Genomic DNA, 24,248 nt, shown 5'->3' on the forward strand with positions numbered 1-24,248 from the left:
TATGGCAAGCAGGAATCCGTATGAAGCTTATAAAAACAACTCGGTTACAACTGCTTCACCGGGTGAATTGACACTGATGCTGTATAATGGCTGCCTTAAATTCATCAATTTGGCGAAGAAGGCAATTGAAAATAAAGAAATTGAGCAAAAAAACACGAACATCCAAAAAGCACAAAACATCATTTCTGAGTTGATTCTTACGTTGAACACAGATGTCGAAATATCCAAAAACATGCACTCCTTATATGAGTACGCAAACAGGAGGCTCCTGGAAGCAAACATTCAACAGGATATCTCCATTCTCGAAGAAGTCGAAGAAATTATCACAGAATTCCGTGACACTTGGAAACAGGTCATTCAATTGAACAGGCAGCGGCAGCATGCCCCTCTTGAAAGTGTGAATCGATGAGTGCGGTTCAAGAATGCCTCACCATTACGAGAAAACTCGTTGACAGCCTTAAAAGTATGGAAAAGGACCAACGAGAAGAGCTAATCGTTCAAATTGAAGAATTGCTTGCTCAAAGGGAGGAATTGCTTCCAGCGATTCAACCTCCTTTTTCAGCTCAAGAACAAGCTGCCGGCAGGGAGCTTTTGAAGCTTAATAAAGAACTGGAATTTTTGCTGGAGAAGCTCAATAAGAATATCTTACGGGATTTAAATGCGATTGATTTGAAAAAGACATCAGCGGCACGATATACTAATACATATAAGCAAGTGCATCACGATGGAGTTTTTTACGACAAAAGGCAATAAGGTAGTACTATCCCGCTTTCTGTCACAGACTTTTATGATTCGCCGGTTTTCTCATAAAATCGACAAAATCTTTCACTTTATTTGGCAGGATTCCGGGAATAGATATAGAAGTATATATACATAGCCTTTAAAGGAGGAGTTTATATGCTAAGGTATCAAATCCGCGGTGAAAACATCGAGGTAACTGAAGCAATCCGAGATCACGTAGAAAAGAAAGTGAGCAAGCTAGAGCGGTATTTTATCGAAACTCCTGATGCAAATGTGCATGTTAATTTAAAAGTAAACCCTGATAAAAAATCAAAGGTTGAAGTGACAATTCCGCTTCCACAGCTAGTTTTAAGAGCTGAAGAAGTGAACGATGACATGTATGCTGCTATCGATTTGATTGTAGATAAGCTTGAGCGTCAAATTCGCAAACACAAAACAAAAGTAAACCGCAAATTCCGTGAAAAAGGTGATTTGCAACAATTATTTGCCACTGGGGCTAACGGTGCGGTTGCAGTTGAAACAGCTGACGACGAGGACGAACTGACAATTGTTCGTACAAAACGTTTCGACTTAAAACCAATGGACAGCGAAGAAGCAGTACTTCAAATGAACATGCTTGGCCATAGCTTTTTCGTCTACACTGATGCGGAGACAAACGGTACTAACATTGTTTACCGCCGTAAAGACGGAAAATATGGATTGATTGAAACTAGCTAAAAATGAAATGAAAAGCACGCAGCCTTCATAATAAGGCGAGCGTGCTTTTTTTACATTAATATAACTTAATGTTTTGTTGATGAAAAATTCATATCCCGAGTTTTGGTCGACACTCCATGTTATTGTCATTAAGCATTTATTAATGTTAAAATAAATAGATGATGTTCAACTAACGAACATCACTCAGAACTAAATGTATTGTCGCCCGTATCTGATAAGTAAAGGGAGAGTAATATAAATGATGGCTTTCATAACAAAACTATTTGACCCTAATACACGTGAATTACGTCGTCTAGATAAAATGGCAACAGAAATTAAAAAGCTGGGCTCCGAGATGGAGAAAAAATCCGATGAAGAGCTTCGGGAACTGACGGATCGTTTTAAGAGCCGCTATGCCGGAGGCGAATCGCTCGACAGTATGCTTGCTGAGGCGTTTGCGGTAGTTCGGGAAGGGGCACGCCGTGTCCTTGGCCTTTATCCGTATCCTGTACAGCTGATGGGGGGAATTGCCCTTCATGAAGGAAATATCGCCGAGATGAAGACTGGTGAAGGTAAAACATTGACTGCGACTTTGCCGGTTTATTTGAATGCGTTGACAGGCAAAGGTGTGCACGTTGTCACGGTGAACGAATATCTGGCAAGCCGTGATGCTCAGGAGATGGGCCAGCTGTATGAATTCTTAGGTCTCACTGTTGGCCTAAACCTCAACAGCATGTCCAAGAGTGAGAAAAAAGAAGCGTACGAGGCAGATATCACGTACGGAACGAACAACGAATTCGGCTTTGACTATTTGCGTGACAACATGGTGCTCTACCAGGAAGACCGCGTCCAACGGCCGCTCTATTATGCGGTCATTGATGAAGTGGACTCCATTTTGGTCGATGAAGCCCGTACACCGCTCATTATCTCCGGCCAGGCTCAAAAGTCTGCACAGTTGTACCTGCAGGCAAATGCTTTTGTAAACACATTGAAAAAAGATGAAGACTATACGTACGATGAAAAGACGAAAGGTGTCCAACTCACCGAAGAGGGAATTAATAAGGCAGAGCGTGCCTTCCATATCGATAATTTGTTTGATATTTCACATGTGACGCTGAATCACCATATTAACCAGGCGCTGAAAGCGCATGTGAGCATGCACAAGGATATCGACTATGTTGTCGAAGAAGGCGAGATTGTCATCGTTGACCAATTCACGGGACGCCTCATGAAAGGCCGCCGTTTCAGTGACGGGCTTCACCAGGCCATTGAGGCAAAAGAAGCCGTCGAAATTCAAAACGAATCGATGACGATGGCAACCATCACATTCCAGAACTATTTCCGGATGTATGAAAAACTTTCTGGAATGACAGGTACGGCTAAAACGGAAGAAGAGGAATTCCGTAACATATATAATATGCGTGTCATTGCAATTCCTACGAATAAACCTATTGCCAGGGATGACCGTCCGGACTTGATTTATGCTTCAATGGACGGAAAGTTTCAAGCGGTCGTCGATGACATTGCGGAACGCTATAAAAACGGCCAGCCTGTCCTTGTTGGGACAGTCGCAATCGAAACATCCGAATTGATCAGTTCCTTGCTTAAGAAACGAAAAATTCCGCATAACGTCCTAAATGCGAAAAACCATGAGCGTGAGGCGGAAATCATCGCGGAAGCGGGGAATAAAGGCGCTGTTACGATTGCAACAAACATGGCGGGACGGGGAACGGACATCAAGTTGGGAGAAGGTGTTTTGGAGCTTGGCGGACTCGCCGTCATCGGTACTGAGCGTCATGAATCCAGACGGATTGACAACCAGCTTAGAGGACGTTCCGGACGTCAGGGTGACCCGGGAGTTACCCAATTTTACCTGTCCATGGAAGACGAGTTGATGCGCCGTTTTGGAACAGACAATCTGAAAAATATGATGGAAAAATTCGGCATGGATGATTCCGAGCCGATTCAAAGCCGTTTGGTGTCCAGGTCTGTTGAATCTGCACAGAAACGTGTGGAAGGAAACAACTTCGATGCACGTAAGCAGTTGCTTCAATATGACGATGTCTTAAGACAGCAGCGGGAAATCATCTACAAACAGCGTGATGAGGTCATGGGTGCGGAAGAACTTCGTGATATTGTGGAAAAAATGATTCAATCCGTGATCAACCGTGTTGTTGAAGTATATACACCTCGCCATGAAGAGGAAGAGGAATGGAATCTTCAAGGCATCATCGATTATGTCAATGCAAACCTTCTTCCAGAAGGTGATATCACAGCAGATGATCTAAAACGCAGAGATCCTGAAGAGATGACGGAGCTTATTTTTGAAAAAGTCAAAGCCCGCTATGATGAAAAAGAAGAGCAGCTTACTCCAGACCAAATGCGTGAGTTCGAAAAAGTCATTTTACTGCGTGCGGTTGATACGAAATGGATCGACCATATTGATGCGATGGACCAGCTCCGTCAGGGAATTCATTTGCGTGCCTACGGACAAATTGATCCATTGCGTGAATATCAAAACGAAGGTTTCATCATGTTTGAAAATATGGTGGCTTCCATAGAGGAAGATGCCGCAAAATATATCATGAAAGCTGAAATCCGCAACAATTTGCAGCGCGAGGAAGTGGCCAAAGGCCAGGCTGTCAATCCGAAAGAGGAAGGCGGCAAGGTGAGAAAGAAACCTGTCCGCCGTAAAGAAACTGTCGGACGTAATGATCCTTGTCCATGCGGTTCCGGTAAAAAATACAAACATTGCCACGGTCGTCTAGGATGACGGCAATGGCTGACTGGCAAAACTAATAATACATCAGAGGTGTTAATATGGAACTTTTTGAAATAAGAAGTGAATTAGAAAATACGGCTAAGAGGTTAGCTGACTTTAGGGGGTCTCTTTGACTTAGAGGAAAAAGAGACGAGAATCGCTGAGCTTGATGAACAAATGGCTGATCCATCCTTTTGGGATGACCAGTCAGCTGCACAGACTGTAATCAATGAAGCCAACGGATTGAAAGATTTGGTGGGCGAATACAATGAGTTGATTGAAAACCAGGAGGATCTTGAAGTTACCCACGAGCTTGTAAAAGAAGAGGGCGACGCCGATCTTGAGGCGGAACTTGAAGATGATCTGAAGGAATTCAAAGACAGACTCGATAAATTTGAATTACAGCTCCTTTTAAGTGAGCCTTATGATAAAAATAACGCTATTTTGGAGCTCCATCCGGGTGCCGGCGGTACGGAGTCACAGGACTGGGGGTCCATCCTTCTCCGCATGTATACAAGATGGGCAGAGAAGCACGGCTTCAAGGTGGAAACGCTCGATTATCTGCCTGGGGATGAAGCTGGGATTAAAAGTGTAACCTTGCTCATCAAAGGGCATAACGCCTATGGCTATTTGAAATCTGAAAAAGGGGTTCACCGCCTTGTAAGGATTTCACCATTCGACTCGTCCGGAAGGCGGCATACGTCTTTCGTGTCGTGTGAAGTGATGCCTGAATTCAACGATGACATCGAAATTGAAATTCGCTCAGAAGATATAAAAGTGGACACATATCGCGCAAGCGGAGCAGGCGGACAGCACGTAAATACAACAGATTCCGCTGTCAGGATCACACACCAGCCTACTGGAATTGTTGTGACGTGCCAAAACGAACGTTCCCAAATAAAAAACCGGGATAGTGCAATGAAAATGCTCAAAGCAAAATTGTATCAGCGCGAAATTGAACAAAAAGAAAAAGAACTTGCAGACATTCGCGGGGAGCAAAAGGAAATCGGCTGGGGAAGCCAAATCCGCTCCTATGTGTTTCATCCATATTCAATGGTCAAGGATCACCGCACAAATACCGAAGTTGGAAATGTCCAAGCGGTGACCGACGGAGATATCGATACATTCATTAATGCATATTTGCGTTCCCGATTATAAAAGTTGTCACTAATTTTACATTTATTAGGAATCCGCTGCAGCTTTATTTGTTTAAAAAAACCCGTATATTGGTATACTAAAGGAGCAACATTTTTGAAAAGGAGATGTATGTCTTGAAGAAAAAAATGTGGGCTCTCGTAATGAGTACTGGATTAGCCATCGGACTTGCTGCCTGCGGCGGAGGCGGCAACAATAATGACAACAACAATGCTGGCGGTGGAGAAACTGCCACAAATGATGCAGAATCGATCTACCAAACAAGCTGCGTCAGCTGTCACGGTGAAAACCTGGAAGGCCGGAATGGTCCTGCACTTGACAAAATCGGTGCTAAATTAAGCCAAGATGAAATCCACGATGTCATTGAAAACGGAAGACCAGGAATGCCTGCTGGCATTATCAAAGGTGATGACGCAGACAAAGTGGCTGCTTGGTTAGCTGAGAAAAAGTAAATTAATACAAAAAGGGCAAGCAGATAAAACGGCTTGTCTTTTTTTATGGAAAAATTGCAAGACACTATTTGTTTGGAGCTGACAGGTAAAAAGTGGTTTGTAATGCCAGGCTGTGTCAGCCTTCGGGTGAAGCTTGGAGTTCTTCGTAATAAGAGCAATTAGTGGACTGATTACTAAAACACTATCCGAAAGGGAAATACTATCCAAAACCCCAAAATATTTTCCAAAGTCCACAAATCCTATCCCACATTCGAAAAACCTATCCAAATTTCAAAAACAGAAGAAATCGCATCTGATGTGTTCGAGCAAATTGGAGTGAGTCTTCTTACCTATAGTCAAAAAGGCCCAACCGCTGATAAATACGAAGGTCTAAAGCTGGCAACACAATTATTTTGCCGAACTGCTGTTTTTGCAACATGTCAAAAAACAGCGAATATTACCGTATCGTGACAAAATGAAATATAAATGTAATATAAATGTACCTTAAAATCTGGAGCGCAAGTGTTATAATGGGTCTGGGTTTAAATTTCGATATAATTTGACGAGTTTTTCAAAATGAGCGCGGCTCGATTGGCCGCGATTTGAGTGAAAATATATGTTGCTTTTTATTCTGCTTGTCTTAAGGAGTTTCCCTCGTCTCAATGTTAGAAAAGTACATAGCGAATAATGAAGATAGAGGAGTAAGGTGGTTTATATGATTGAAATGCAGGATGTAAGCAAGAAATATCCTAACGGTATTATTGCTGTAAACGCTTTGGACATCCTGATTAATCAAGGTGAGTTTGTCTATGTAGTAGGTCCCAGCGGGGCCGGGAAAACAACCTTCATTAAAATGATGTACCGGGAAGAAAAGCCCACTTCAGGAAAAATCATTGTCAACGGAGTGGACTTAGCGAAACTTAAAAATAGAGAAGTACCTTATTTGCGCAGAAATGTAGGAGTAGTCTTTCAGGATTTCAAATTGCTTCCGACACTTACAGTCTTTGAAAATGTCGCATTTGCCTTGGAAGTTATTGAACAGTCTCCAAAAGAGATTAAGAGAAGAGTCATGGAAGTTTTGGCATTGGTAGGCTTGAAGCATAAAGTCCGTATGCTACCTTCGGAACTATCCGGCGGGGAACAACAGCGGGTTTCAATTGCAAGATCAATCGTCAATAAGCCGAAAGTCATTATAGCGGACGAGCCTACTGGGAACTTAGATCCCGAAACGTCGTGGGAAATCATGAATTTATTGGAAGAAATCAATTTGCAAGGAACAACGGTGATAATGGCGACCCATAACCGTGAAATCGTCAACACGATCAAACACCGCGTTGTTGCCATTGAAAATGGAATCATTGTCCGTGATGAACAGCAGGGGGAATATGGTTATGAAGGCTAGAACATTTCGGCGCCACCTGGGTGAAAGCTTCAAAAGTCTGCGCCGCAATGGATGGATGACCTTTGCCTCTGCAAGTGCAGTCACCGTCACATTGCTGCTCGTTGGTGTTTTTTTCGTCATCATGCTGAATATGAATAAATTTGCCACGGATATTGAGAATGATGTCGAAATCCGCACGCACATTGAGTTGACAGCTACAAAAGATAATCGGGAAGCCTTACAGAAAAAAATTGAAAAAATTAATCAAGTGGAGTCAGTCACCTTTTCATCCAAGGAACAGGAACTGGATCACTTAATCAAGACAATGGGGAAAGATTGGAAGCTGTACGAACAAGAAAATCCGTTGCACGATGTCTTTATCGTAAAAACGAAAAAGCCGACAGATACGCCGTCGGTTGCTAAAAAGATCAGCTCGTATGAACATGTAAATTCTGCGGTCTACGGTGAGAAAAAAGTCGAAAAACTGTTTAATACGCTAAAAATGAGCCGAAATATCGGAGTTGTCCTGATCATTGGTTTATTGTTTACTGCCATGTTCTTAATCTCAAATACTATTAAGATTACCATTTTTGCAAGACGCAAGGAAATTGAGATTATGAAACTGGTAGGAGCGACGAATTGGTTTATACGCTGGCCGTTTCTATTTGAAGGCATGTGGCTTGGAGTGATCGGTGCGGTAATTCCAATTGTAGTTGTGGCAGCAGGTTATTACTATGCCTATGATTTTTTAGCTACCCGTATCCCAAATCAAGTCATACAGCCGCTTGCATACACACCGTTCGTATATCAAGTCATTGGATTGATGCTGTTGATCGGCGTCATTATCGGTGCCTGGGGAAGCTTCATATCCGTCAGACGCTTTTTGAAAATATAACAGATTTACTTTACCCGACCTTAAAATGGTTGAAATGCGCATACAATGTTTGTTGCCAGGGAGAAAGGGGAACAGTTTGGTGTTGAAAAGACGTTCGTTACTATCAATCACACTAGCAGGAGTCATCGGTTTTGGAGGAACATTTTCATATATAGGACAGGCTTCCGCTTCTAAAATATCAGATTTGCAAAGTGAACAAAATCAGATTTTAAATAAAAAGTCCGACATCAATAAATCCATCGGTGAAAAAAACAGCCAGATTACAGACATTGATCATCAAGTAGGATCCATTGAAGCTGATGTTAAGAAAATCGAAGGTGAAATTGCTACGACTAATAGCAAAATCAAAGAAAAAGAGCAGCAAATTTCCGATACAAAATCAGAAATTGAAAGTTTAAAGGCGGAAATTAAAGAGCTGAAAATTAAAATTAAGAAAAGAAACGAATTGCTTAAAGAAAGAGCACGCAATATTCAAACAAATGGCGGTTCAGTGGATTACATAGATGTTATCTTGGGCGCTGAAAGCTTTGGTGATCTGGTCGACCGCGTTTCAGCAGTGAATACGATTGTCGGTGCGGACAAAGAGATCATGGAAGAACAGCAGCGTGATAAGGAAAAGCTGGAAGAAAACCAGGCTAAAGTAGAGAAAAAGCTTGCTGAAATTGAAGGTATGCTTAAAGAGCTTGAAGGTTTGAAAGCTGAATTGAGCAGTCAAAAAGCCAAGAAAAAAGAAGCAGTAAAGCTATTGGAAAAAGAGAAAAAGCATATTGAAAGTGAAAAGCTTTCTTTAGAAGAAGAACAACAAATACTTAGCGGCCAAGCTGCAGCCATCGAAGAAGCAATCAAGATGGAAAAAGAAAAAATTGCCGCAGCTGAGAAAGCTGAAGCGGAAAGAAAAGCACGGGAAGCGGCTGAAGCTGCGAAAGCTGCAAAAGCACAACAGTCTTCAAAACCAGCTTCAACATCCGGTTCTACAACGTCAAAAAGTACGGCAACACAGTCGTCATCACAACAAAGCACATCTAGACCATCAGTGAGTGCGCCGCCTGTATCATCAGGTATGTTCACACGTCCGGCTGCCGGCTATTTCTCCTCAGGATTCGGTGGACGCAGTGGTGGATACCATTATGGACTTGATATTGCTGCAGGAGGAAAGGTACCGATCGTAGCAGCTGCAGATGGCGTCGTAAATCAGAGCTATTTTTCTTCAAGCTATGGAAATGTCATATTTATCGTTCACAGCATTAACGGAAAAACATATGAAACTGTTTACGCACATTTGAGCAGCCGTTCCGTATCAGCTGGAACAAGGGTATCCAAAGGCCAGTTTATTGGCTACATGGGTAATACAGGCCAGTCATACGGACAGCATCTTCACTTTGAAATCCATGAAGGAAGATGGAACGGTTCTAAATCAAACGCAGTAGATCCACGCAGATACATCAATTAAAAATATTCAAGCCGCATCCAGTCGGATGCGGCTTTTCTGTGCTCATTTTATGAGTTCCAGCAACTCTAAGTTCTCAACGGGTCTGTAATCATGAATGTAATTTTCTGAAAGGTCCAGATGTAATAATGAAGACATGTCTTCTAATGCATCGACTTCACTGATGGCATTTTTTGATAAAATGAGAGTTGTCAATGAATCGAGGTTGGATAGGGCGTCAATATTTTGGACATTGTTATTGGATAAATCCAATTTTACCAACCCTGTCAATTTCGATAAAGGAGAGATATCGTTGATATGATTATCTCTTAAATTCAATGTTTCCAATGCTTTTAAATGGGACAAAAAGGAAATGTCAGTCAAACCGCTGGCGCTTAATCCTAAAATCCGCAGCTCTTTCAAATCTTTCAACGGAGAAAAGTCTTTAATATCATTACCGCATAATGTCAGCGCCTGAAGCGAAACTAATTCCGATAGATGGCTGATATCATCGATTTCATTTCCAGACAGGTATAGTTTTTCAATTGAAGTCAATTGGGAGATCGGCTCCAAATCAGACACACCCGTATCATCCAGAATCAGCATCTTCAGGTTGAAAGCAACTTCCAATCCTTTCAGTGAAGTGATGGAGCCTCTATTATCAGCCCTAAATACGACCAGCTTATCCATGTCTTCGACCGTTGGTCTTTTATCATCATTCACATACCCGTCAAGTCCCAGCTCTTCCAATACACGTATCCGCAACATGGGATCTTCTATCCCTTCATAATTATCGACAGCTTCCTGCCATGCCGGATCCATCTCTTTTTCCGCAGGTTGATCAGCCGATGGTTCAGTTCCCGCTTCAACAGGAGACAGGCTCTGGTCCCCACCGTTGTCACATCCTGACAAAAGCGATATTGTAAATAAACATAAGAATAATCTCTTCATATTCTCCCCCTTAGAAAAATATTAGAAAGAAGAGCTATATAATAGGCTAATGTAATTAAAGAATCGCATAGTTGTAGTACGAAACAGATCAGGTTTGGTTTCAAAAATTAAAATTGAAAATTCAGTTAACTGTGTTGTTTTTCATAAAAAGTCTTTAAAAGTTCCTTAAGACATTACTTTAAACAGCCGGATAATATGTTCGGTTGGAGTTATATGGTAAAATAGATGAGAGTTTTGTCTGTGTATCTTAATGAGTTGAGAGGTTGAGACAATGACATTTGCTGCAATCAGTACAGCTGTAATAAGTATATTTCTCATTTTGAATATCGTGCTTGCCGGCTTCGTTGTTTTTCTTGAAAGAAGAGACGCAGGTGCAACATGGGCATGGCTTCTTGTACTGTTTTTTATACCAGTTGTCGGGTTTGTCCTTTACCTGATCTTTGGCCAAAATTTGAGCAGGAAAAAGATTTTCGAATGGAAAGATAAGAGAAAAATAGGGATCATGGAGATCACCGACACTCAGATCAATATGCTTAGGAATGGCGATTTCCCTTTTCATGATAATAAAACCGCACAGTTTAAAGATTTGGTTTATATGCTTTTAGTCAATGACAGTGCAGTTCTAACCCAAGACAACAGCGTAGATATTTTTACCGATGGAAACGAGAAATTCCAAGCATTAATGAATGATATTCGCGGCGCGAAAGACCATGTCCATCTAGTCTATTACATTATGCGAAACGACAGGCTGGGTAATGAATTATTATCACTTTTGGTGGAAAAGGCTAAACAAGGTGTGGAAGTGCGGGTCCTTTATGATGCAATGGGTTCGAGAAGGCTTCCGCGGAAATTTTTCCGCCCGTTGATTGATGCAGGCGGGAAGGTCAGCGCTTTTTTCCCTGCCATCATTCCCCACCTGAATTTACAGGTTAACTATCGTAATCATAGAAAGTTGGCCATCATCGACGGTGCAGTTGGTTATATCGGCGGCTTTAATATCGGAGACGAGTATCTCGGGTTAAACAAAAGGTTCGGTTATTGGCGCGATACTCATCTAAAAATCTATGGAAAAGCTGTTTTTGCTATGCAAACAAGGTTTATCCTTGATTGGAACCAGGCTTCATCCAGTAAAATCAATTACGAAGATAGACTGTTCCCGGAAATTGAAGCGGTTGGGGACACCGACGTGCAAATCGTTTCTAGCGGACCGGATTCCGAGTGGGAACAGATCAAGTATGGCTATATCAAGCTGATCAATTCGGCTAAAGACTATATTCTTATTCAAACGCCATATTTCATTCCGGATTCGAGTGTTCTGGATGCCCTTAAAATTGCCGTGCTCTCCGGCGTGGACGTCAGGCTGATGATTCCCAATAAACCGGACCATCCCTTTGTATATTGGGCGACTTATTCGAATGTCGGTGAGCTTCTGAAGGCAGGCGCAAAAGTTTATATATATGAAAATGGATTTATTCATGCAAAAACAATGGTTGCCGATGGGAAGATTGCCAGTGTTGGAACGGCCAATATCGATGTTCGGAGCTTCCGCTTGAATTTTGAAGTGAATGCCTTTTTGTATGATCAGGAGCTTGTGGAGGAGCTTGTTCATATATTTGAAAAAGATGTCACGCTATCCCGTGAACTTACATACGAACAATATTTGCAGCGGCCAAAAGTAATTCGCTTCAAAGAGTCGGTTTCGCGGCTGCTGTCGCCTGTCTTGTAAAGGTAATCGCTTGGTTGCGCAGGGAGAATTTTTGGATATGGCCTCTAAAACCAAAGCTTGATAAAATTTAAAACGGAAAGTGAGTCATCATTGTGAAATGGTATTCAATTGGATCACTATCGTTCCCGGCATCCTGGGCGGCCATTGCAGCCGCCCTCATTCTTGCTTATATATATTTAAGGCTTCAAGGGGAAAAGCAGGCTGCGGAATTGTACAGCAATGCTTTTTTTATCTTTGTGCTCACTTGGAAATTGAGCGTCATTCTGTTTTATTTTGAAACGACGGTCAAAAACCCCTTGTCGATTGTGTATTTTAATGGTGGAATCAGGGGCTATTGGCTTGGTATTGCGGCTGGGTTCCTTTACCTATTTTTTGCCGGAAAAAAATCTGCAGTTAATAAACTTCATGTTCAAGTGTGGATTGTGGTTATTACAATATATGAGCTTGTCTTCTTTTTATTAAACAATGGGCATATATTGCTTTCAGGCTTCCAAATTATTGGAAGTATTCTTATTTTATTATTAACGAAGAAACAATCCGGCAACACTGTATGGAGCATTCAAATACTTATATTGTTCATCTGTTTCCAAGGACTCGTCTATTCAATGGCAGGAAATTTATTTTCCATACAAATGATGACTTATTCAGCCGGCGCACTGTTTCTTGGCTGGACAGCATGGAAAGGATGTGGAACTAAACAATGAGCAAAAAAATCTTCGGATTTGCACTCATCGCACTTCTAGTCGGTATTGTTGTTACAAATATTATTCAGGAAGTACGTGAGAAAGACGAAAATAGATTGGCCCAGGAAGAGTTTCTGACGCAGTCGGAATCGATCCAGCAGACGAGTGAAGGTCTGAGGGAAGGCAATATACCGCCGGATTTTGATTTGGAGACTCTTGATGGCACTCCTGTGAAACTGTCCGATTATAAGGGGAAGAAGGTCATTTTGAATTTCTGGGCTTCCTGGTGTCCGCCGTGCAAAGCGGAGATGCCGCATATGGAAAATTACTATAAAACAAAAGCTGAACGGGACAACGTGGAGATTCTGGCAGTTAATTTGACAAGCGCTGAACGGGGGGGCAATGTCAGGGAAAAGGTAGGGAATTTTATTGAAGAATATGGACTTACTTTTCCGGTCCCTTTGGATGAAAGTGGCCAGATTGGAGAAACATTTCAAGCTTTCACGATTCCAACCACCTATATGATTGATTCAAACGGTTTGATCTACACGAAAATCATCGGGCCTATGGACGAGGGAACCATTGAAAAAATCGTTTCAGAGATGGATTGACTTATAATAATAAAAAATATTCATTTTATTGTTGACAGTTGATGGAGCAGTGGTATATAGTATTATCCAAGAGCTCGACAGAGCCGATACAATTAAATGAATCAATAAGCAACACTCTTATCAAGAGCGGCGGAGGGATTAGGCCCTGTGATGCCCGGCAACCTTCAGATTTTCTGAAAAGGTGCTAATTCCTACAAGTCAAATGACTTGGAAGATAAGGGGAGGAAACGTCATATCGGCCCTCTTCTTACACAGAAGAGGGTCTTTAGTTTTATTTCCCCCTTCACAAATGGCAGGCACTAGTGCTTGTGCGTTATCATTACCAACTGTTCCAATCGATTTAAAAAACTTTGAGGAGGAAGAAACAATGACACAAGAAAAACAATATCAACCAGAAACGATTTTATTACATGGAGGACAGGAGCCTGATGCTACGGGATCACGTGCGGTTCCTGTTTACAGAACAACTTCTTATGTATTTAACGATACAGAACATGCTCAAAAATTATTTGCTCTGGAAGAGCAAGGAAATATTTATACAAGAATCATGAACCCGACGACAGATGTATTCGAAAAAAGAATCGCTGAGCTTGAAGGAGGATCAGCAGCAGTTGCCCTTTCATCAGGAATGGCTGCCATTGCATTTTCCATCTTGAACATTGCAGGTGCAGGCGATGAAATTCTCGCAGCTACGGATCTTTATGGAGGTACATACAATCTGTTCTCCATTTCACTTCCAAAGTACGGCATCAATGTAAAATTTGTTGATCCGACTGATCCGGAAAACTTCCGTAAGGCGATTACACCGAAAACGAAAGCAATTTTTGCTGAAATCATCGGAAACCCAAGCCTGCACGTATTGGATGTCGAAGCGGTTGCCAATGTGGCTCATGAGAACAATATTCCTCTTATTGTCGACAGCACATTCGCAACACCTTACTTGTCCAAACCAATCGAGCATGGTGCAGATATCGTTGTTCATTCAGCAACAAAATGGATCGGCGGACACGGAACGGCTATCGGCGGTGTAGTAGTAGATGGGGGGAAATTTGACTGGAATAACGAGAAATTCCCTGATTTCATCGAGCCGGATCGCAGCTACCACGGCATCCGTTATGGTATCGATGTACCTGGTGCAGCATTTGCAACGAAGCTTCGCGTCCAATTGCTTCGCGATTTCGGTCCATGCTTGAGCCCGGATAATGCGTTCATCTTCCTGCAAGGACTTGAAACACTGCATGTCCGTATCGAAAAGCATATTGAAAATGCGAAAGCTGTAGCAGAGTTTTTACAAAATCATGATGCGGTTGAGTGGGTATCCTATCCTGGATTGGAAGACCACCCAGCGCATGAACTGGCGAAAAAATATCTTCCCAAAGGACCTGGCGCGATCGTAAACTTCGGGATTAAAGGCGGAAGAGAAGCCGGCAGAAAAACAATTGACAACGTCAAACTCTTCTCTCACGTTGCCAACGTAGGGGATGCCAAATCATTGATCATCCACCCAGCGTCCACAACGCATCAGCAATTGAGCGCTGAAGAATTGAAGGATACAGGCGTAACAGAAGAGCTTATCCGTTTGGCTGTTGGATTGGAATCTATTGAAGACATTAAAGCTGACCTTGCTCAAGCGATTGAAAAAGCAGTTGAGGCAGTAGCCCAAGCTAAATAAGGTTGAGTGAAAACAGGCCGTCCAGAAAATCAGTGCAATTGATTTTCTGGACGGCTTTTTTATGAATACAGAAGTATTCTTGAAAGTTGTGCGCAAATGAGTGTTTTGGTAATACAGTACAGGGTTTCACTGAGGGGTTCAAACCGTGGACGTTCAGTTAGGATAGCGGAATGGGACGGCTTACCCATGAAAAAAATCTCTAGGAGGGCGTGTTCTAAGTGACCGAGTCGGCGAACAAACCATCAAACCGGTAACTAAGCAGGGGGGTAAGTGACCGAGGCACCGAAAAAAATTCCAAGACGGTAACTAAGAGGGGCTCTAAGTGACCGAGGCACCGAAAGAAATTCCAAGTCGGTAACTAAGGGGTGTTCTAAGTGACCGGTTCGGCGAAAAAATCGTCACGCCGGTAACTAAGGCATGCTCTAAGTGACCGGGTCGGCGAAAAAAATTCCAAGTCGGTAACTAAGGAGGTATCTAAGCGACCAAGGCACCGAAAAAAATCCAAGTCTGTAACAAAGCCGTGCTCTAACTGGCCGAGTCATCGGAAATAACAGTAACCCGATCACTAAAAGCAGCTTTAAGCCCACTGTTTAAACTGTGTCCGTCCGATAATTTCAATTAGCCCCAATCAATGTAAATATCGTATAGTATCTATCAATTCTAGGGAACCAATTTGAAATCTATCTCCTCAAATGGAGCTTCCATATAGCTCTCAATCAAACCCTTATTGGACACGTCCTCTTTTTGCACAGTTTTTTGCTTCACAGTCACCACAAATGTTCTTTCAAAAGGGAAGTCCTCAAATTGAACCACATTCTCGCTGATCCAACGGACATTCATTTTCTCTTTAAGGCCGAGTGCAGGTGACAATGGAATTCCATTCCTGAAAAAAGGATGTCATTCTTTCCAGGTTCGTTTAGGCACAGGAACAGCGAAAGGTTATCGAAAAATTGGAGCAAACCGAAATGGAATTGGAACAAATCCGAATCGAAATCGGGGAGAGATTTTTTCAAATATTCCTGGCGACCCTTTTCCGATTTAACAAAAGCCTTCGCTTCTTCGGACTTATCGTGAATCATGAATCGTGTATAATGTTCGCTGCATAAAAGCGCGGAATAGTTATCTTCTTTGGCAACCTCATCAATACCAGCTTTATAAATCAATGCTTTTAAAGGTGTAGGGAAGTTGATGAACGAGTGGGGAGCAAAGTCTTTGTCATTCCAAAAAGGATGCTTATCAGCAGGTATCCAGCCGCAGTCATGCTGATACACAGCAAAGGTAACGGACTCCAGCGCTTCTCGTCCTTTCATTAAATCCTTTTTCAAGCAGCGCATCAGCTCACCTGAAATCTGAGCGTGATGGTGCTGCTCAACCATGACGAACTCCTTGTCCCGTTCCCTGACAATCATTCAGCTCACCGCCTTTTCAAGCTTTTTCACATCTTATCATAATTTTTTAAAGTCTTCATAACTTGTCCCTTCACGGCATAGATTTTGGAATAAGGGTAACCGTTGAGGGGGAAGACGATGAACAAAAAATTGCTGGCATTGGTAGCTGCCTGCTCTTTGTTTTTAGGGGCCGGCGGGACATATGGAGGTATGAAGTGGAAAGATGCCAAAGTAAAAGAAAATCCGATTGAAGAAAAGCAAAGCATGAATAAATCCTCAGGGGTTTCGGGAGATCTTGAGAAAATTGAGCAGGCGTATCAATTGATTCAAAAATCTTATGTTAAAAAAGTGGAGCGTGAACAACTCGTTCAGGGAGCCATCCAAGGGATGATTGGGACATTGAAGGACCCTTATTCCGTCTATATGGATGCAGCTACAGCGGAGCGCTTCAATGATAGTCTAGACTCATCGTTTGATGGTATAGGGGCACAGGTCACGATTGAAGAGGGCAAGCTGATCATTGTTGCACCCATTAAAAATACACCTGCCGAAAAAGCAGGCCTTAAACCGAGGGATCAAATTTTAAAAATTGATGGAGAGTCGGTGGAAGGGCTGGATTTATATGAGGCCACGACAAAAATCCGCGGAGAAAAAGGCACAGTTGTTAAATTGGAGATTTTGCGTAAAGGAGCGAGCAAGCCGTTTGAACTGGGAATTACACGTGAAGAAGTGCCAGTTGTATCAGTGTTTTCCGATATGAAAGAGAATGGAAATAAGAAAATCGGCTATATAGAAATCACTTCCTACGCCGAAGGGACGGCACGCGAGTTTACGAGTGAGTTGAATCGATTGGAAAAAGACGGAATGGAAGGTCTTATTATTGATGTCCGCGGCAACCCCGGTGGCATGCTTTCCAGTGTGGAGGATATTTTACAGCAGCTGGTCACGGATAAAAAGCCATATGTACAGATTGAAGAAAGAAGCGGGAAAAAGAATCCTTATTTTTCAGGACTGGAAGAGAGAAAGCCTTATCCGATAAAAGTGCTGATTGATGAAGGGAGCGCATCAGCATCGGAAATCATGGCCGGCGCCCTGCAGGAAGTGGAAGGTTATGACTTGGTCGGAGTGAAATCTTTTGGCAAGGGAACAGTGCAGCAGGCCATTCCGCTGGAAGATGGAAGCAATATTAAGCTGACGATGTTCAAATGGCTGACGCCTGACGGAAACTGGATCCATGGTAAGGGTATTGAACCGACGATAGAAGTGGAACAGCCGGAATATTTCCATGCTCACTCCTTGACTGTTGAAAAAGAGTTGACCCGTGATATGAATAGTGAGGATGTGAAAATTGCTCAGGACCTGTTAATGAGTCTTGGCTATGGTCCAGGCCGGACGGATGGGTATTTCGACGGACAGACGGAGCGCGCCGTCCGAGCATTCCAATCAATAGAAAAAATGCCGGTAACGGGCAAGATCGATCAAAGAACTGCTGAAAAACTCGAGGAAGTGATCATCAAGGAAATTCAGGATGAAAGCAATGATCTCCAGCTCCAAGTAGCATTGAAATCGATGAAGTGAAATTTGGTTGGGCACTCGGATTTCGGGTGTCTATTTCTTTTGTTGGGAGAGTCTTCGGTCAGGATTGACATCATATATGGTCATGCATAATGTTCCATTTTAGTCGTTTGACGGTCACTGATAAATAAAAATGTGTTCGGAAATAGATGATCCGTCAAAAGCAACAAACCCGTCAACCGTTGGGTTTGTATTCATTCAGTAAAATATGCGCTATGTATAACTCCGGCGGAAGTCCTAGTGCGGATAGCGCCACAGGGCGTGGCACTTTAAGTTGGCGACGCGCAGGACGCGCTAGTGCCACCGAAGTGACAGGACAAGGAATGCTTCGGCAGCGTTACATCGCACGAAGAAAAAGCGCCAGCTTTTTCGAGGATGTCGCGGTCTGAGGCGGCCAGGCGCCATCGGCTCGAGGTCGCAAGCTGCACGGAGGCTTATTCAGGATGAAGGTGCTCCTGCGGCATAGCTCATTCAAAGAAGCATATGTTTTCCTCGTCGCAAAGCTGCATGAAGCAAATTCGGTGATGATTTTCACGGTGTGAATGAAATCAGCTCCTTTGCTGTGGTGGCTGAAAATCTCCCTCATCAAAATTCGTCTATTGCTTGTCGCTGATAAGCGAGCGCCTTGCGCTTTTCTTATGAATCAACCAATTTTACATTTCTCCCTGATGAAATCTTTGATAGAATGAAAGATAAACCATACATACTAGAGGGAGGCTGCAAGATGGTGCAATTATGGCTACTGGAATTTGCCAAGGGTATTGCAAAATTTTTTCTGAATCCCGTGTTATATTTTTCTATCATACTGGTACTCATTGCCGGTTTTTTAAGGATAAAAAGAGAGAGAGCGGACTTTAACGTAAGGGTGCAAGACCAGTTTCATGAACTGAAGCATTTGCTTCCGGTAGGACTTTTGGCAGGTATCATTTTATCTGTCATTACGCTGGTAACCGGATTTACCCTTCCACTCGAAATGCTGGCATTGGTAGCCGTGGCCACTGTTTTGCTCGGAGTACTTGGGAATGCCAGGCTGCTTTCGCCCGCATTGACGATCGGACTCCCGTTAATATTTGTTTTTATCATCAATCTTTTGAATGTACATATTCCTTATACTGGCGCTTTAATAGAAAATAACCAGTTTTTAATAGGCGTCCCCGTTTTGCTTGGGGTGCTGCTTTTGGTAGAGGGGATTTTTATTTTAAAAGACGGCCTGAAAGATGTTTCACCAAAGTTACGGACAAGCCCCAGAGGATTGACAGTAGGTGCACTTCAGATCAAACGTGTTTGGCTTCTTCCGATACTCTTTTTTCTGCCTGCGGGTCCTTTGACTGTGCCGTTTGATTGGTGGCCGGTGTTTAACTGGGGCACGGAGTCGTATTCGCTGATTCTTGTTCCTCTTGCACTTGGCTTCCAAAACCAGGTCCAAAGCGGTCTGCCAGGCCAGGCGGTTGAGCGGATAGGCAAACAAATCGTTCTTTTGGCCGTGATTGTTCTTGCCCTATCGGCAGCCGGATGGTTTTATCCGAAATTCGTTCCTCCGATTATAGCTGGTATCGCTATTCTCGGTCGGCTGTTCATTTCGTACAGGCACCGGGTCAGGGAAAATAATACACTTTATTATTTTACACCGCGCAACAGCGGAGTCATGATATTAGACGTTATTGAAGGGACGCCTGCAAGTAAAATGGAGCTGAAAACCGGTGAGATTATCCAGTCATGCAACAATACGACAGTTTCAAATAAGGATGATTTGTATAAAGCGTTATTGAAAAACCGTGCGTACTGCAAGCTTGAAGTGCTTGATGTAAATGGAGAAATCAGATTTGAGCAATGTGCTCTTTATGAAGGCGATCACCATGAACTGGGAATTCTCTTTGTTGAAAAACGGACAAAGCGGGAGCCGGGTCGGGCGATTTGATGTCATTTCAACCTATGAAGTCCTTTAAGATTATTACCTTAAAGGACTTTTTTCACTGAAACAAAGTTGAAGTTAGCGAACGGGCGGTTAGTTGTCCTTGATTTCGGTAATCATGTTTTGAGAAGTAGGGGGGAGAGCATGGCGAAAAAAATGCCAAAAACGAATGCAGTCCGTCTGATAGACCAGCAAAAAATCACCTATGAGTTATTGAGTTACGAAACCGAAGCTGGGCGGCCGGTAGATGGGATCTCTGTTTCGGAAAAAATTGGTTATCCATCCGAATATGTATATAAAACGTTGGTGGTTACAGCCGGATCAAATCGTCATTATGTCTTTGTCATACCCGTTGCAGAGGAATTGGATTTGAAAAAGGCAGCAAAGGTAATAGGTGAGAAGAAAGTCGAAATGATTGCGGTGAAGGATCTTCTAGGATTGACTGGCTATGTTCGTGGTGGTTGTTCACCAATAGGTATGAAAAAATTGTTCCCGACCTATATTGAGGCAACTGCAGAGTCACTAGAATTTATTATTGTCAGTGCAGGGAAAATTGGTTTGCAGCTTAAATTATCACCACAAGATCTTGCAAAGGCATGCCATGGAAAATTTGCAGCAATTATTCTATAAAATAAATGCTAATTTTTCATGGATGCGAGTAATTCGTTAAATTGGAGAGTATCCTGGGAATCCGAATAGTATTTTACTAATATGTCGAGTATCTAAAGAAGCTATTAAAATTCGGCAATTTATTTTTACTTAACGATAATTCGGCTACTAATAAATTAAAGAAAACCCTGGACCAATGGCATTAATGCGATTGCTCCAGGATTTTTTTATTCTTCTTTTCGTGCATATGCTTTGTATGGGCGCTCCCCCATTCATGCATAATATTGAGTACGGTCTCAAGACTTTTGCCGTACTCGGAAATGGAGTACTCTACCTTTGGAGGAACTTGTGGATATACCACCCTGTCGATAATATCTTCCTCTTCCAATTCCCTTAATTGTTTTGTCAGCATCTTTTGTGTGATGTTCGGCATGAGCCTTTTTAATTCACTGAATCGCAAAGTTCCTTCACTGAACAGATGCAACAAGATGATCGGTTTCCATTTTCCCACTAATATACTTAAAGCCTCATCAACTTTACATAGCTCGGTCTTCATTTTTTTCACCAGCTTCCATTAGTATCTTTTTGTATACTATACCACTTAAAAGTGCGTACTTCTGTTATTGACTAGTTTAGTTCATAATAACATATATAACTTTTCATTCCTATTCATTTAAAAAATTGAGGGAGGATTTATATATGAACAGCATAAATGTTCAATCGAGAGGAATCAGGAGTGTTAGAGATGTCAGTTATCAGGAACACTCTCCTACTCATAAGGTAGGTTTGGTGGTTGAACCCGGAAAGTGGCAGGAATATGATCCATTTCTATTAATGGCAGAAGATTTTTTCCAAAGAGGGACCTTCGGGATGCATCCCCACCGCGGGATCGAAACAGTAACATACGTCATTGATGGGAAGCTAGAGCATATGGACAACAAAACTGGAGGGGGAGTATTGTTGCCTGGGGATGTTCAGTGGATGACAGCCGGAAAGGGAATTATTCATACTGAAGATCCCGCTGTCGGTGAAACTGTGCATTCGCTGCAGTTATGGGTAAATCTTCCAAGTGATAAAAAATTGACAGAGCCGCGTTACCAGAATATGCGTGCTCAGGATATGCCGGTCCGTTATGAAGAGGGTGCAACTATACGTGTTTTTTCCGGCTCTTCGAAGGGAGTCGAAGCTGACACGAAAAATCACGTTCCTGTAACAATGGTTGAGTTCATCTTAGAACCAGGGGCTGCTGTTACGCAGGATCTTCCCGGCGGTTATAATGGATTCCTTTATATATTGGAAGGAAAAGGTACGTTTGGCAGGGAGAATACGATGGGGGAGAAAGGGCAGGTTCTTTGGCTTGAGCGCGGGAATGATGCCGAAATGAGTGAAGTTAAAATACATGCCAATGAAAAACTGCATGTCCTGCTATATGCCGGCCAACCGATTGGAGAAAAGGTTGTAGCGCGCGGCCCGTTCGTAATGAATTCGGAAGAAGAGATCGCCCAGGCTTACAAGGATTTCAGGGAAGGAAAATTTGAGTAACCAAGGCACTCAATCTCTTATAGTATCTTTTTGTATACTATACCACTTTTAAGTGCGTACTATTACCATGGTTTAATATATTCTATAATTATACTGAGATTTGAATAAAACACCTAATCACTATTCATATAAGGAGCTGTACATCATGACTATTAAGGTGAAAGCAATTATCGGGAGCACAAGCTCCACTTCATTCAACTTGAAACTGGTTGAATTTATGAAAAACCGTTATGCGGACCAACTGGATATTACTCCAGTATTTATTAATGATGTTGAGATGTTTTCGGTTGATTTGGAAAATGCCGTACCGGCTAATGTTAAAAGTTTCAAAGATAATGTAAAAGATTCGGATGCCGTTTTATTTGCCGTTCCTGAATATAACTTCTCCATTCCTGGTGCACTGAAAAATGCAGTCGACTGGCTATCCCGCGGCGGAGATTTCACAATCAAGGATAAGCCAGCTTTTATCATTGGCTCTTCTATGGGTGCATTGGGAAGTGTGCGTGCTCAAATCCACTTGAGAGAGATTCTTTCAAATCCTGCTTTGGCACCTGTTTTACTTCCAGGCAATGAAGTGTATATAGGATCCATTCATGAAAAATTGAACGAAGAAGGAGAGCTTATTGACCAAGGTACCATCGCTTTCTTGGATCAAGTCGTAGAAAACTTCGTAGAGTTCTATAATAAAAATAAAGCTGCGGTTCTTGTTTAATTAACAGCAGTACAGTGGAGAAAAAACGGATCAGACCGAAATGGCTGGTCCGTTTTTCTGCTGTGACTTAGTAACCGTTGATTCAATATCCTAGTTTCATAGAGGATTTGAGTGTAGATGTCCATGTCCTTAAAAAATCATGCTCAAAAAGTTACTTAAAAGGACTTACAGAAAAAACGGCGAATATATTATTAAGAAAATAGATGAATCATAAATATCATTCTATTTTCTGTATTGCCAATTTTCCTCATAAATGCCATAATGTTTTTTGAATATAGTAATTCATCAGGAGAAGGGAGCGAGGGAGTGGAAAGTCCATTGCTAGAAGTAGAAGGGTTGAGAACTTCTTTTTATACAGATGATGGGGAGATACCGATTGTAAACAGCATAGATTTTCATGTTCGTTCAGGCGAAGTCCTTGGCATTGTCGGGGAATCCGGTTGTGGAAAAAGCGTCACTTCATTGTCCATCATGGGCCTTGTTCCGGCTCAATCAGGAAAAGTGGACGGGCAAATCATGTTTAAAGGTGAAAACCTTGCTTCTGCGTCAGAGAGACGCATGCGCCAAATTCGCGGGAATGAAATCGCTATGATTTTTCAAGAACCGATGACAAGTTTAAACCCGGTTTTTACAATTGGCCAGCAGTTAATGGAAGCTATTCAGATCCATAGGAAATTATCTAAAAAGAAAGCGAAAGAACGAGCCATTGAGATGTTGAAGCTCGTTGGTCTGCCGCGGGCGGAGCAATTGCAGAATGATTATTCCCATCAGCTTTCAGGGGGGATGAGACAACGCGTCATGATCGCAATGGCAATGATCTGCAATCCAGAGCTGTTAATAGCGGATGAACCGACTACCGCGCTTGATGTTACCATTCAAGCTCAAATTTTGGATTTAATGAAAGCGCTTAACAAGGATACTGACACTGCAATTATCATGATTACGCATGATTTGGGAGTCGTGGCAGAGATGTGCAGGCGTGTAATCGTTATGTATGCCGGACACATCGTTGAGGAGGCGGATGTCAGAACGATTTTTAAAAATCCCAAGCATCCTTATACGGTCGGATTGATCCAGTCTGTTCCTGATATGCGCCAAAAAAAGGATCGGCTTTATTCCATTGAGGGCAATGTCCCTAAACCGGGTTCAATTCAAACCGGCTGCCACTTTGCCCCGCGGTGTGAACATGCATTTGAACGCTGTTTTGCCGAAACGCCTGACCTTATCAATCTATCAGAAGTACATAAGGTGAAATGTTGGTTGTATGAAAGTAAGAAATGCGGAGGGCGCCCGCCTATCGGCGACAAGCACAAGGCGAATTTTGATGAGGCAGTTCTCCAGCCACCACAGCAAAGCAACTAACTTAAATCGCATCATGCGA

Annotated in this window: 22 protein-coding genes and 1 riboswitch; of the genes, 19 read left to right on the top strand and 3 right to left on the bottom strand. The window is 42.5% G+C overall.

Features of this window, described 5'->3' with window-relative positions:
• The first annotated feature begins 1 nt into the window (after position 1).
• The 9 genes from fliS (at position 2) to D4T97_RS03240 (ending at position 9,510) form a co-directional block, all read left to right on the top strand.
• A complete protein-coding gene (fliS, locus tag D4T97_RS03200) occupies positions 2–409 on the top strand; it encodes a flagellar export chaperone FliS (RefSeq protein WP_126047566.1) in 408 nt (135 codons plus the stop codon).
• Positions 406–753, top strand: a complete 348-nt coding sequence (locus D4T97_RS03205) for a flagellar protein FliT (RefSeq protein ID WP_164525452.1) — start codon at positions 406–408, stop codon at positions 751–753. Before fliS ends, D4T97_RS03205 begins: the two co-directional genes overlap by 4 nt.
• A 144-nt stretch (positions 754–897) precedes the next feature.
• On the top strand, positions 898–1,458 hold the full coding sequence (gene hpf, locus D4T97_RS03210) for a ribosome hibernation-promoting factor, HPF/YfiA family (protein ID WP_126047570.1): 561 nt from the start codon (positions 898–900) through the stop codon (positions 1,456–1,458).
• Positions 1,459–1,696: 238 nt separating this feature from the next.
• Complete coding sequence (secA, locus tag D4T97_RS03215; RefSeq protein WP_126047572.1) at positions 1,697–4,210, top strand: preprotein translocase subunit SecA; 2,514 nt, start codon at positions 1,697–1,699, stop codon at positions 4,208–4,210.
• Between the two features lie 47 nt (positions 4,211–4,257).
• Positions 4,258–5,356, top strand: a protein-coding gene (gene prfB / locus D4T97_RS03220; protein WP_235872134.1) for a peptide chain release factor 2 whose coding sequence is annotated in 2 segments (ribosomal slippage) — positions 4,258–4,320 and positions 4,322–5,356 — 1,098 coding nt in all. Because the reading frame shifts where the segments join, the coding sequence is not laid out codon by codon here.
• A 113-nt stretch (positions 5,357–5,469) separates the two neighbouring features.
• Positions 5,470–5,805 carry a cytochrome c551 gene (gene cccB, locus D4T97_RS03225; RefSeq protein ID WP_126047576.1) on the top strand — a complete coding sequence of 112 codons (336 nt, stop codon included), beginning with the start codon at positions 5,470–5,472 and terminating at the stop codon, positions 5,803–5,805.
• A 694-nt stretch (positions 5,806–6,499) separates the two neighbouring features.
• Entirely contained in the window at positions 6,500–7,186 is a 687-nt protein-coding gene (ftsE, locus tag D4T97_RS03230; RefSeq protein ID WP_126047579.1) for a cell division ATP-binding protein FtsE, read from the top strand.
• Positions 7,176–8,060, top strand: coding sequence for a permease-like cell division protein FtsX (gene ftsX, locus D4T97_RS03235; RefSeq protein WP_126047581.1), 885 nt, complete (start codon positions 7,176–7,178; stop codon positions 8,058–8,060). The genes ftsE and ftsX overlap by 11 nt, the downstream gene beginning before the upstream one ends.
• Before the next feature lie 79 nt (positions 8,061–8,139).
• Entirely contained in the window at positions 8,140–9,510 is a 1,371-nt protein-coding gene (locus D4T97_RS03240; protein ID WP_328588751.1) for a murein hydrolase activator EnvC family protein, read from the top strand.
• A gap of 42 nt (positions 9,511–9,552) precedes the next feature.
• Here D4T97_RS03240 and D4T97_RS03245 read toward each other — a convergent pair whose 3' ends face one another.
• A complete protein-coding gene (locus D4T97_RS03245) occupies positions 9,553–10,437 on the bottom strand; it encodes a leucine-rich repeat domain-containing protein (RefSeq protein ID WP_126047583.1) in 885 nt (294 codons plus the stop codon).
• A 271-nt stretch (positions 10,438–10,708) separates the two neighbouring features.
• Here D4T97_RS03245 and cls point away from each other — a divergent pair, with 271 nt between their 5' ends.
• The 4 genes from cls (at position 10,709) to D4T97_RS03270 (ending at position 15,129) form a co-directional block, all read left to right on the top strand.
• Positions 10,709–12,163: a cardiolipin synthase gene (gene cls, locus D4T97_RS03255; RefSeq protein ID WP_126047586.1), complete on the top strand. Its 1,455-nt coding sequence runs from the start codon at positions 10,709–10,711 to the stop codon at positions 12,161–12,163.
• A gap of 92 nt (positions 12,164–12,255) precedes the next feature.
• Positions 12,256–12,867, top strand: a complete 612-nt coding sequence (locus D4T97_RS03260) for a hypothetical protein (protein WP_126047588.1) — start codon at positions 12,256–12,258, stop codon at positions 12,865–12,867.
• Positions 12,864–13,457 (top strand): TlpA disulfide reductase family protein, encoded by a 594-nt coding sequence (locus tag D4T97_RS03265; RefSeq protein WP_126047590.1) that lies wholly within the window; start codon positions 12,864–12,866, stop codon positions 13,455–13,457. Before D4T97_RS03260 ends, D4T97_RS03265 begins: the two co-directional genes overlap by 4 nt.
• Before the next feature lie 114 nt (positions 13,458–13,571).
• Positions 13,572–13,678: riboswitch (SAM riboswitch) on the top strand.
• A gap of 146 nt (positions 13,679–13,824) precedes the next feature.
• Positions 13,825–15,129 carry a homocysteine synthase gene (locus D4T97_RS03270; RefSeq protein WP_126047592.1) on the top strand — a complete coding sequence of 435 codons (1,305 nt, stop codon included), beginning with the start codon at positions 13,825–13,827 and terminating at the stop codon, positions 15,127–15,129.
• An 836-nt stretch (positions 15,130–15,965) separates the two neighbouring features.
• Here the strand turns inward: D4T97_RS03270 and D4T97_RS03275 are convergent.
• Positions 15,966–16,538: a DUF3891 family protein gene (locus tag D4T97_RS03275; protein WP_126047594.1), complete on the bottom strand. Its 573-nt coding sequence runs from the start codon at positions 16,536–16,538 to the stop codon at positions 15,966–15,968.
• Positions 16,539–16,655: 117 nt separating this feature from the next.
• On the opposite strand from D4T97_RS03275, the gene D4T97_RS03280 reads away from it, so the two are divergent.
• From D4T97_RS03280 to ybaK, 3 genes are all read left to right on the top strand, one after another.
• On the top strand, positions 16,656–18,095 hold the full coding sequence (locus D4T97_RS03280) for a S41 family peptidase (protein ID WP_126047596.1): 1,440 nt from the start codon (positions 16,656–16,658) through the stop codon (positions 18,093–18,095).
• Between the two features lie 721 nt (positions 18,096–18,816).
• Entirely contained in the window at positions 18,817–20,010 is a 1,194-nt protein-coding gene (locus D4T97_RS03285; RefSeq protein WP_126047598.1) for a PDZ domain-containing protein, read from the top strand.
• A 138-nt stretch (positions 20,011–20,148) separates the two neighbouring features.
• On the top strand, positions 20,149–20,634 hold the full coding sequence (ybaK, locus tag D4T97_RS03290; protein ID WP_126047600.1) for a Cys-tRNA(Pro) deacylase: 486 nt from the start codon (positions 20,149–20,151) through the stop codon (positions 20,632–20,634).
• 181 nt (positions 20,635–20,815) lie between these two features.
• Here the strand turns inward: ybaK and D4T97_RS03295 are convergent, their stop codons facing one another.
• Complete coding sequence (locus tag D4T97_RS03295; RefSeq protein ID WP_126048057.1) at positions 20,816–21,169, bottom strand: winged helix-turn-helix transcriptional regulator; 354 nt, start codon at positions 21,167–21,169, stop codon at positions 20,816–20,818.
• A 143-nt stretch (positions 21,170–21,312) separates the two neighbouring features.
• On the opposite strand from D4T97_RS03295, the gene D4T97_RS03300 reads away from it, so the two are divergent.
• The 3 genes from D4T97_RS03300 (at position 21,313) to D4T97_RS03310 (ending at position 24,229) form a co-directional block, all read left to right on the top strand.
• Complete coding sequence (locus D4T97_RS03300; protein WP_408021583.1) at positions 21,313–22,155, top strand: pirin family protein; 843 nt, start codon at positions 21,313–21,315, stop codon at positions 22,153–22,155.
• Between the two features lie 145 nt (positions 22,156–22,300).
• Positions 22,301–22,867 (top strand): NADPH-dependent FMN reductase, encoded by a 567-nt coding sequence (locus D4T97_RS03305; RefSeq protein WP_126047601.1) that lies wholly within the window; start codon positions 22,301–22,303, stop codon positions 22,865–22,867.
• Between the two features lie 306 nt (positions 22,868–23,173).
• Positions 23,174–24,229 carry an ABC transporter ATP-binding protein gene (locus D4T97_RS03310; RefSeq protein ID WP_126047603.1) on the top strand — a complete coding sequence of 352 codons (1,056 nt, stop codon included), beginning with the start codon at positions 23,174–23,176 and terminating at the stop codon, positions 24,227–24,229.
• Positions 24,230–24,248 lie beyond the last annotated feature (19 nt).

The sequence above is a fragment of the Siminovitchia acidinfaciens genome (assembly GCF_003605385.1).
In the GTDB taxonomy this organism is placed as follows: domain Bacteria; phylum Bacillota; class Bacilli; order Bacillales; family Bacillaceae_C; genus Siminovitchia; species Siminovitchia acidinfaciens.

Bases quoted from the DNA above. Each gene is read 5' to 3' on its own strand.
- fliS (WP_126047566.1), top strand. From the start codon at position 2: ATGGCAAGCAGGAATCCGTATGAAGCTTATAAAAACAACTCGGTTACA.
- D4T97_RS03205 (WP_164525452.1), top strand. From the start codon at position 406: ATGAGTGCGGTTCAAGAATGCCTCACCATTACGAGAAAACTCGTTGAC.
- hpf (WP_126047570.1), top strand. From the start codon at position 898: ATGCTAAGGTATCAAATCCGCGGTGAAAACATCGAGGTAACTGAAGCA.
- secA (WP_126047572.1), top strand. From the start codon at position 1,697: ATGATGGCTTTCATAACAAAACTATTTGACCCTAATACACGTGAATTA.
- ftsE (WP_126047579.1), top strand. From the start codon at position 6,500: ATGATTGAAATGCAGGATGTAAGCAAGAAATATCCTAACGGTATTATT.
- ftsX (WP_126047581.1), top strand. From the start codon at position 7,176: ATGAAGGCTAGAACATTTCGGCGCCACCTGGGTGAAAGCTTCAAAAGT.
- D4T97_RS03245 (WP_126047583.1), bottom strand. From the start codon at position 10,437: ATGAAGAGATTATTCTTATGTTTATTTACAATATCGCTTTTGTCAGGA.
- cls (WP_126047586.1), top strand. From the start codon at position 10,709: ATGACATTTGCTGCAATCAGTACAGCTGTAATAAGTATATTTCTCATT.
- D4T97_RS03265 (WP_126047590.1), top strand. From the start codon at position 12,864: ATGAGCAAAAAAATCTTCGGATTTGCACTCATCGCACTTCTAGTCGGT.
- D4T97_RS03270 (WP_126047592.1), top strand. From the start codon at position 13,825: ATGACACAAGAAAAACAATATCAACCAGAAACGATTTTATTACATGGA.
- D4T97_RS03275 (WP_126047594.1), bottom strand. From the start codon at position 16,538: ATGATTGTCAGGGAACGGGACAAGGAGTTCGTCATGGTTGAGCAGCAC.
- D4T97_RS03280 (WP_126047596.1), top strand. From the start codon at position 16,656: ATGAACAAAAAATTGCTGGCATTGGTAGCTGCCTGCTCTTTGTTTTTA.
- D4T97_RS03285 (WP_126047598.1), top strand. From the start codon at position 18,817: ATGGTGCAATTATGGCTACTGGAATTTGCCAAGGGTATTGCAAAATTT.
- ybaK (WP_126047600.1), top strand. From the start codon at position 20,149: ATGGCGAAAAAAATGCCAAAAACGAATGCAGTCCGTCTGATAGACCAG.
- D4T97_RS03295 (WP_126048057.1), bottom strand. From the start codon at position 21,169: ATGAAGACCGAGCTATGTAAAGTTGATGAGGCTTTAAGTATATTAGTG.
- D4T97_RS03300 (WP_408021583.1), top strand. From the start codon at position 21,313: ATGAACAGCATAAATGTTCAATCGAGAGGAATCAGGAGTGTTAGAGAT.
- D4T97_RS03305 (WP_126047601.1), top strand. From the start codon at position 22,301: ATGACTATTAAGGTGAAAGCAATTATCGGGAGCACAAGCTCCACTTCA.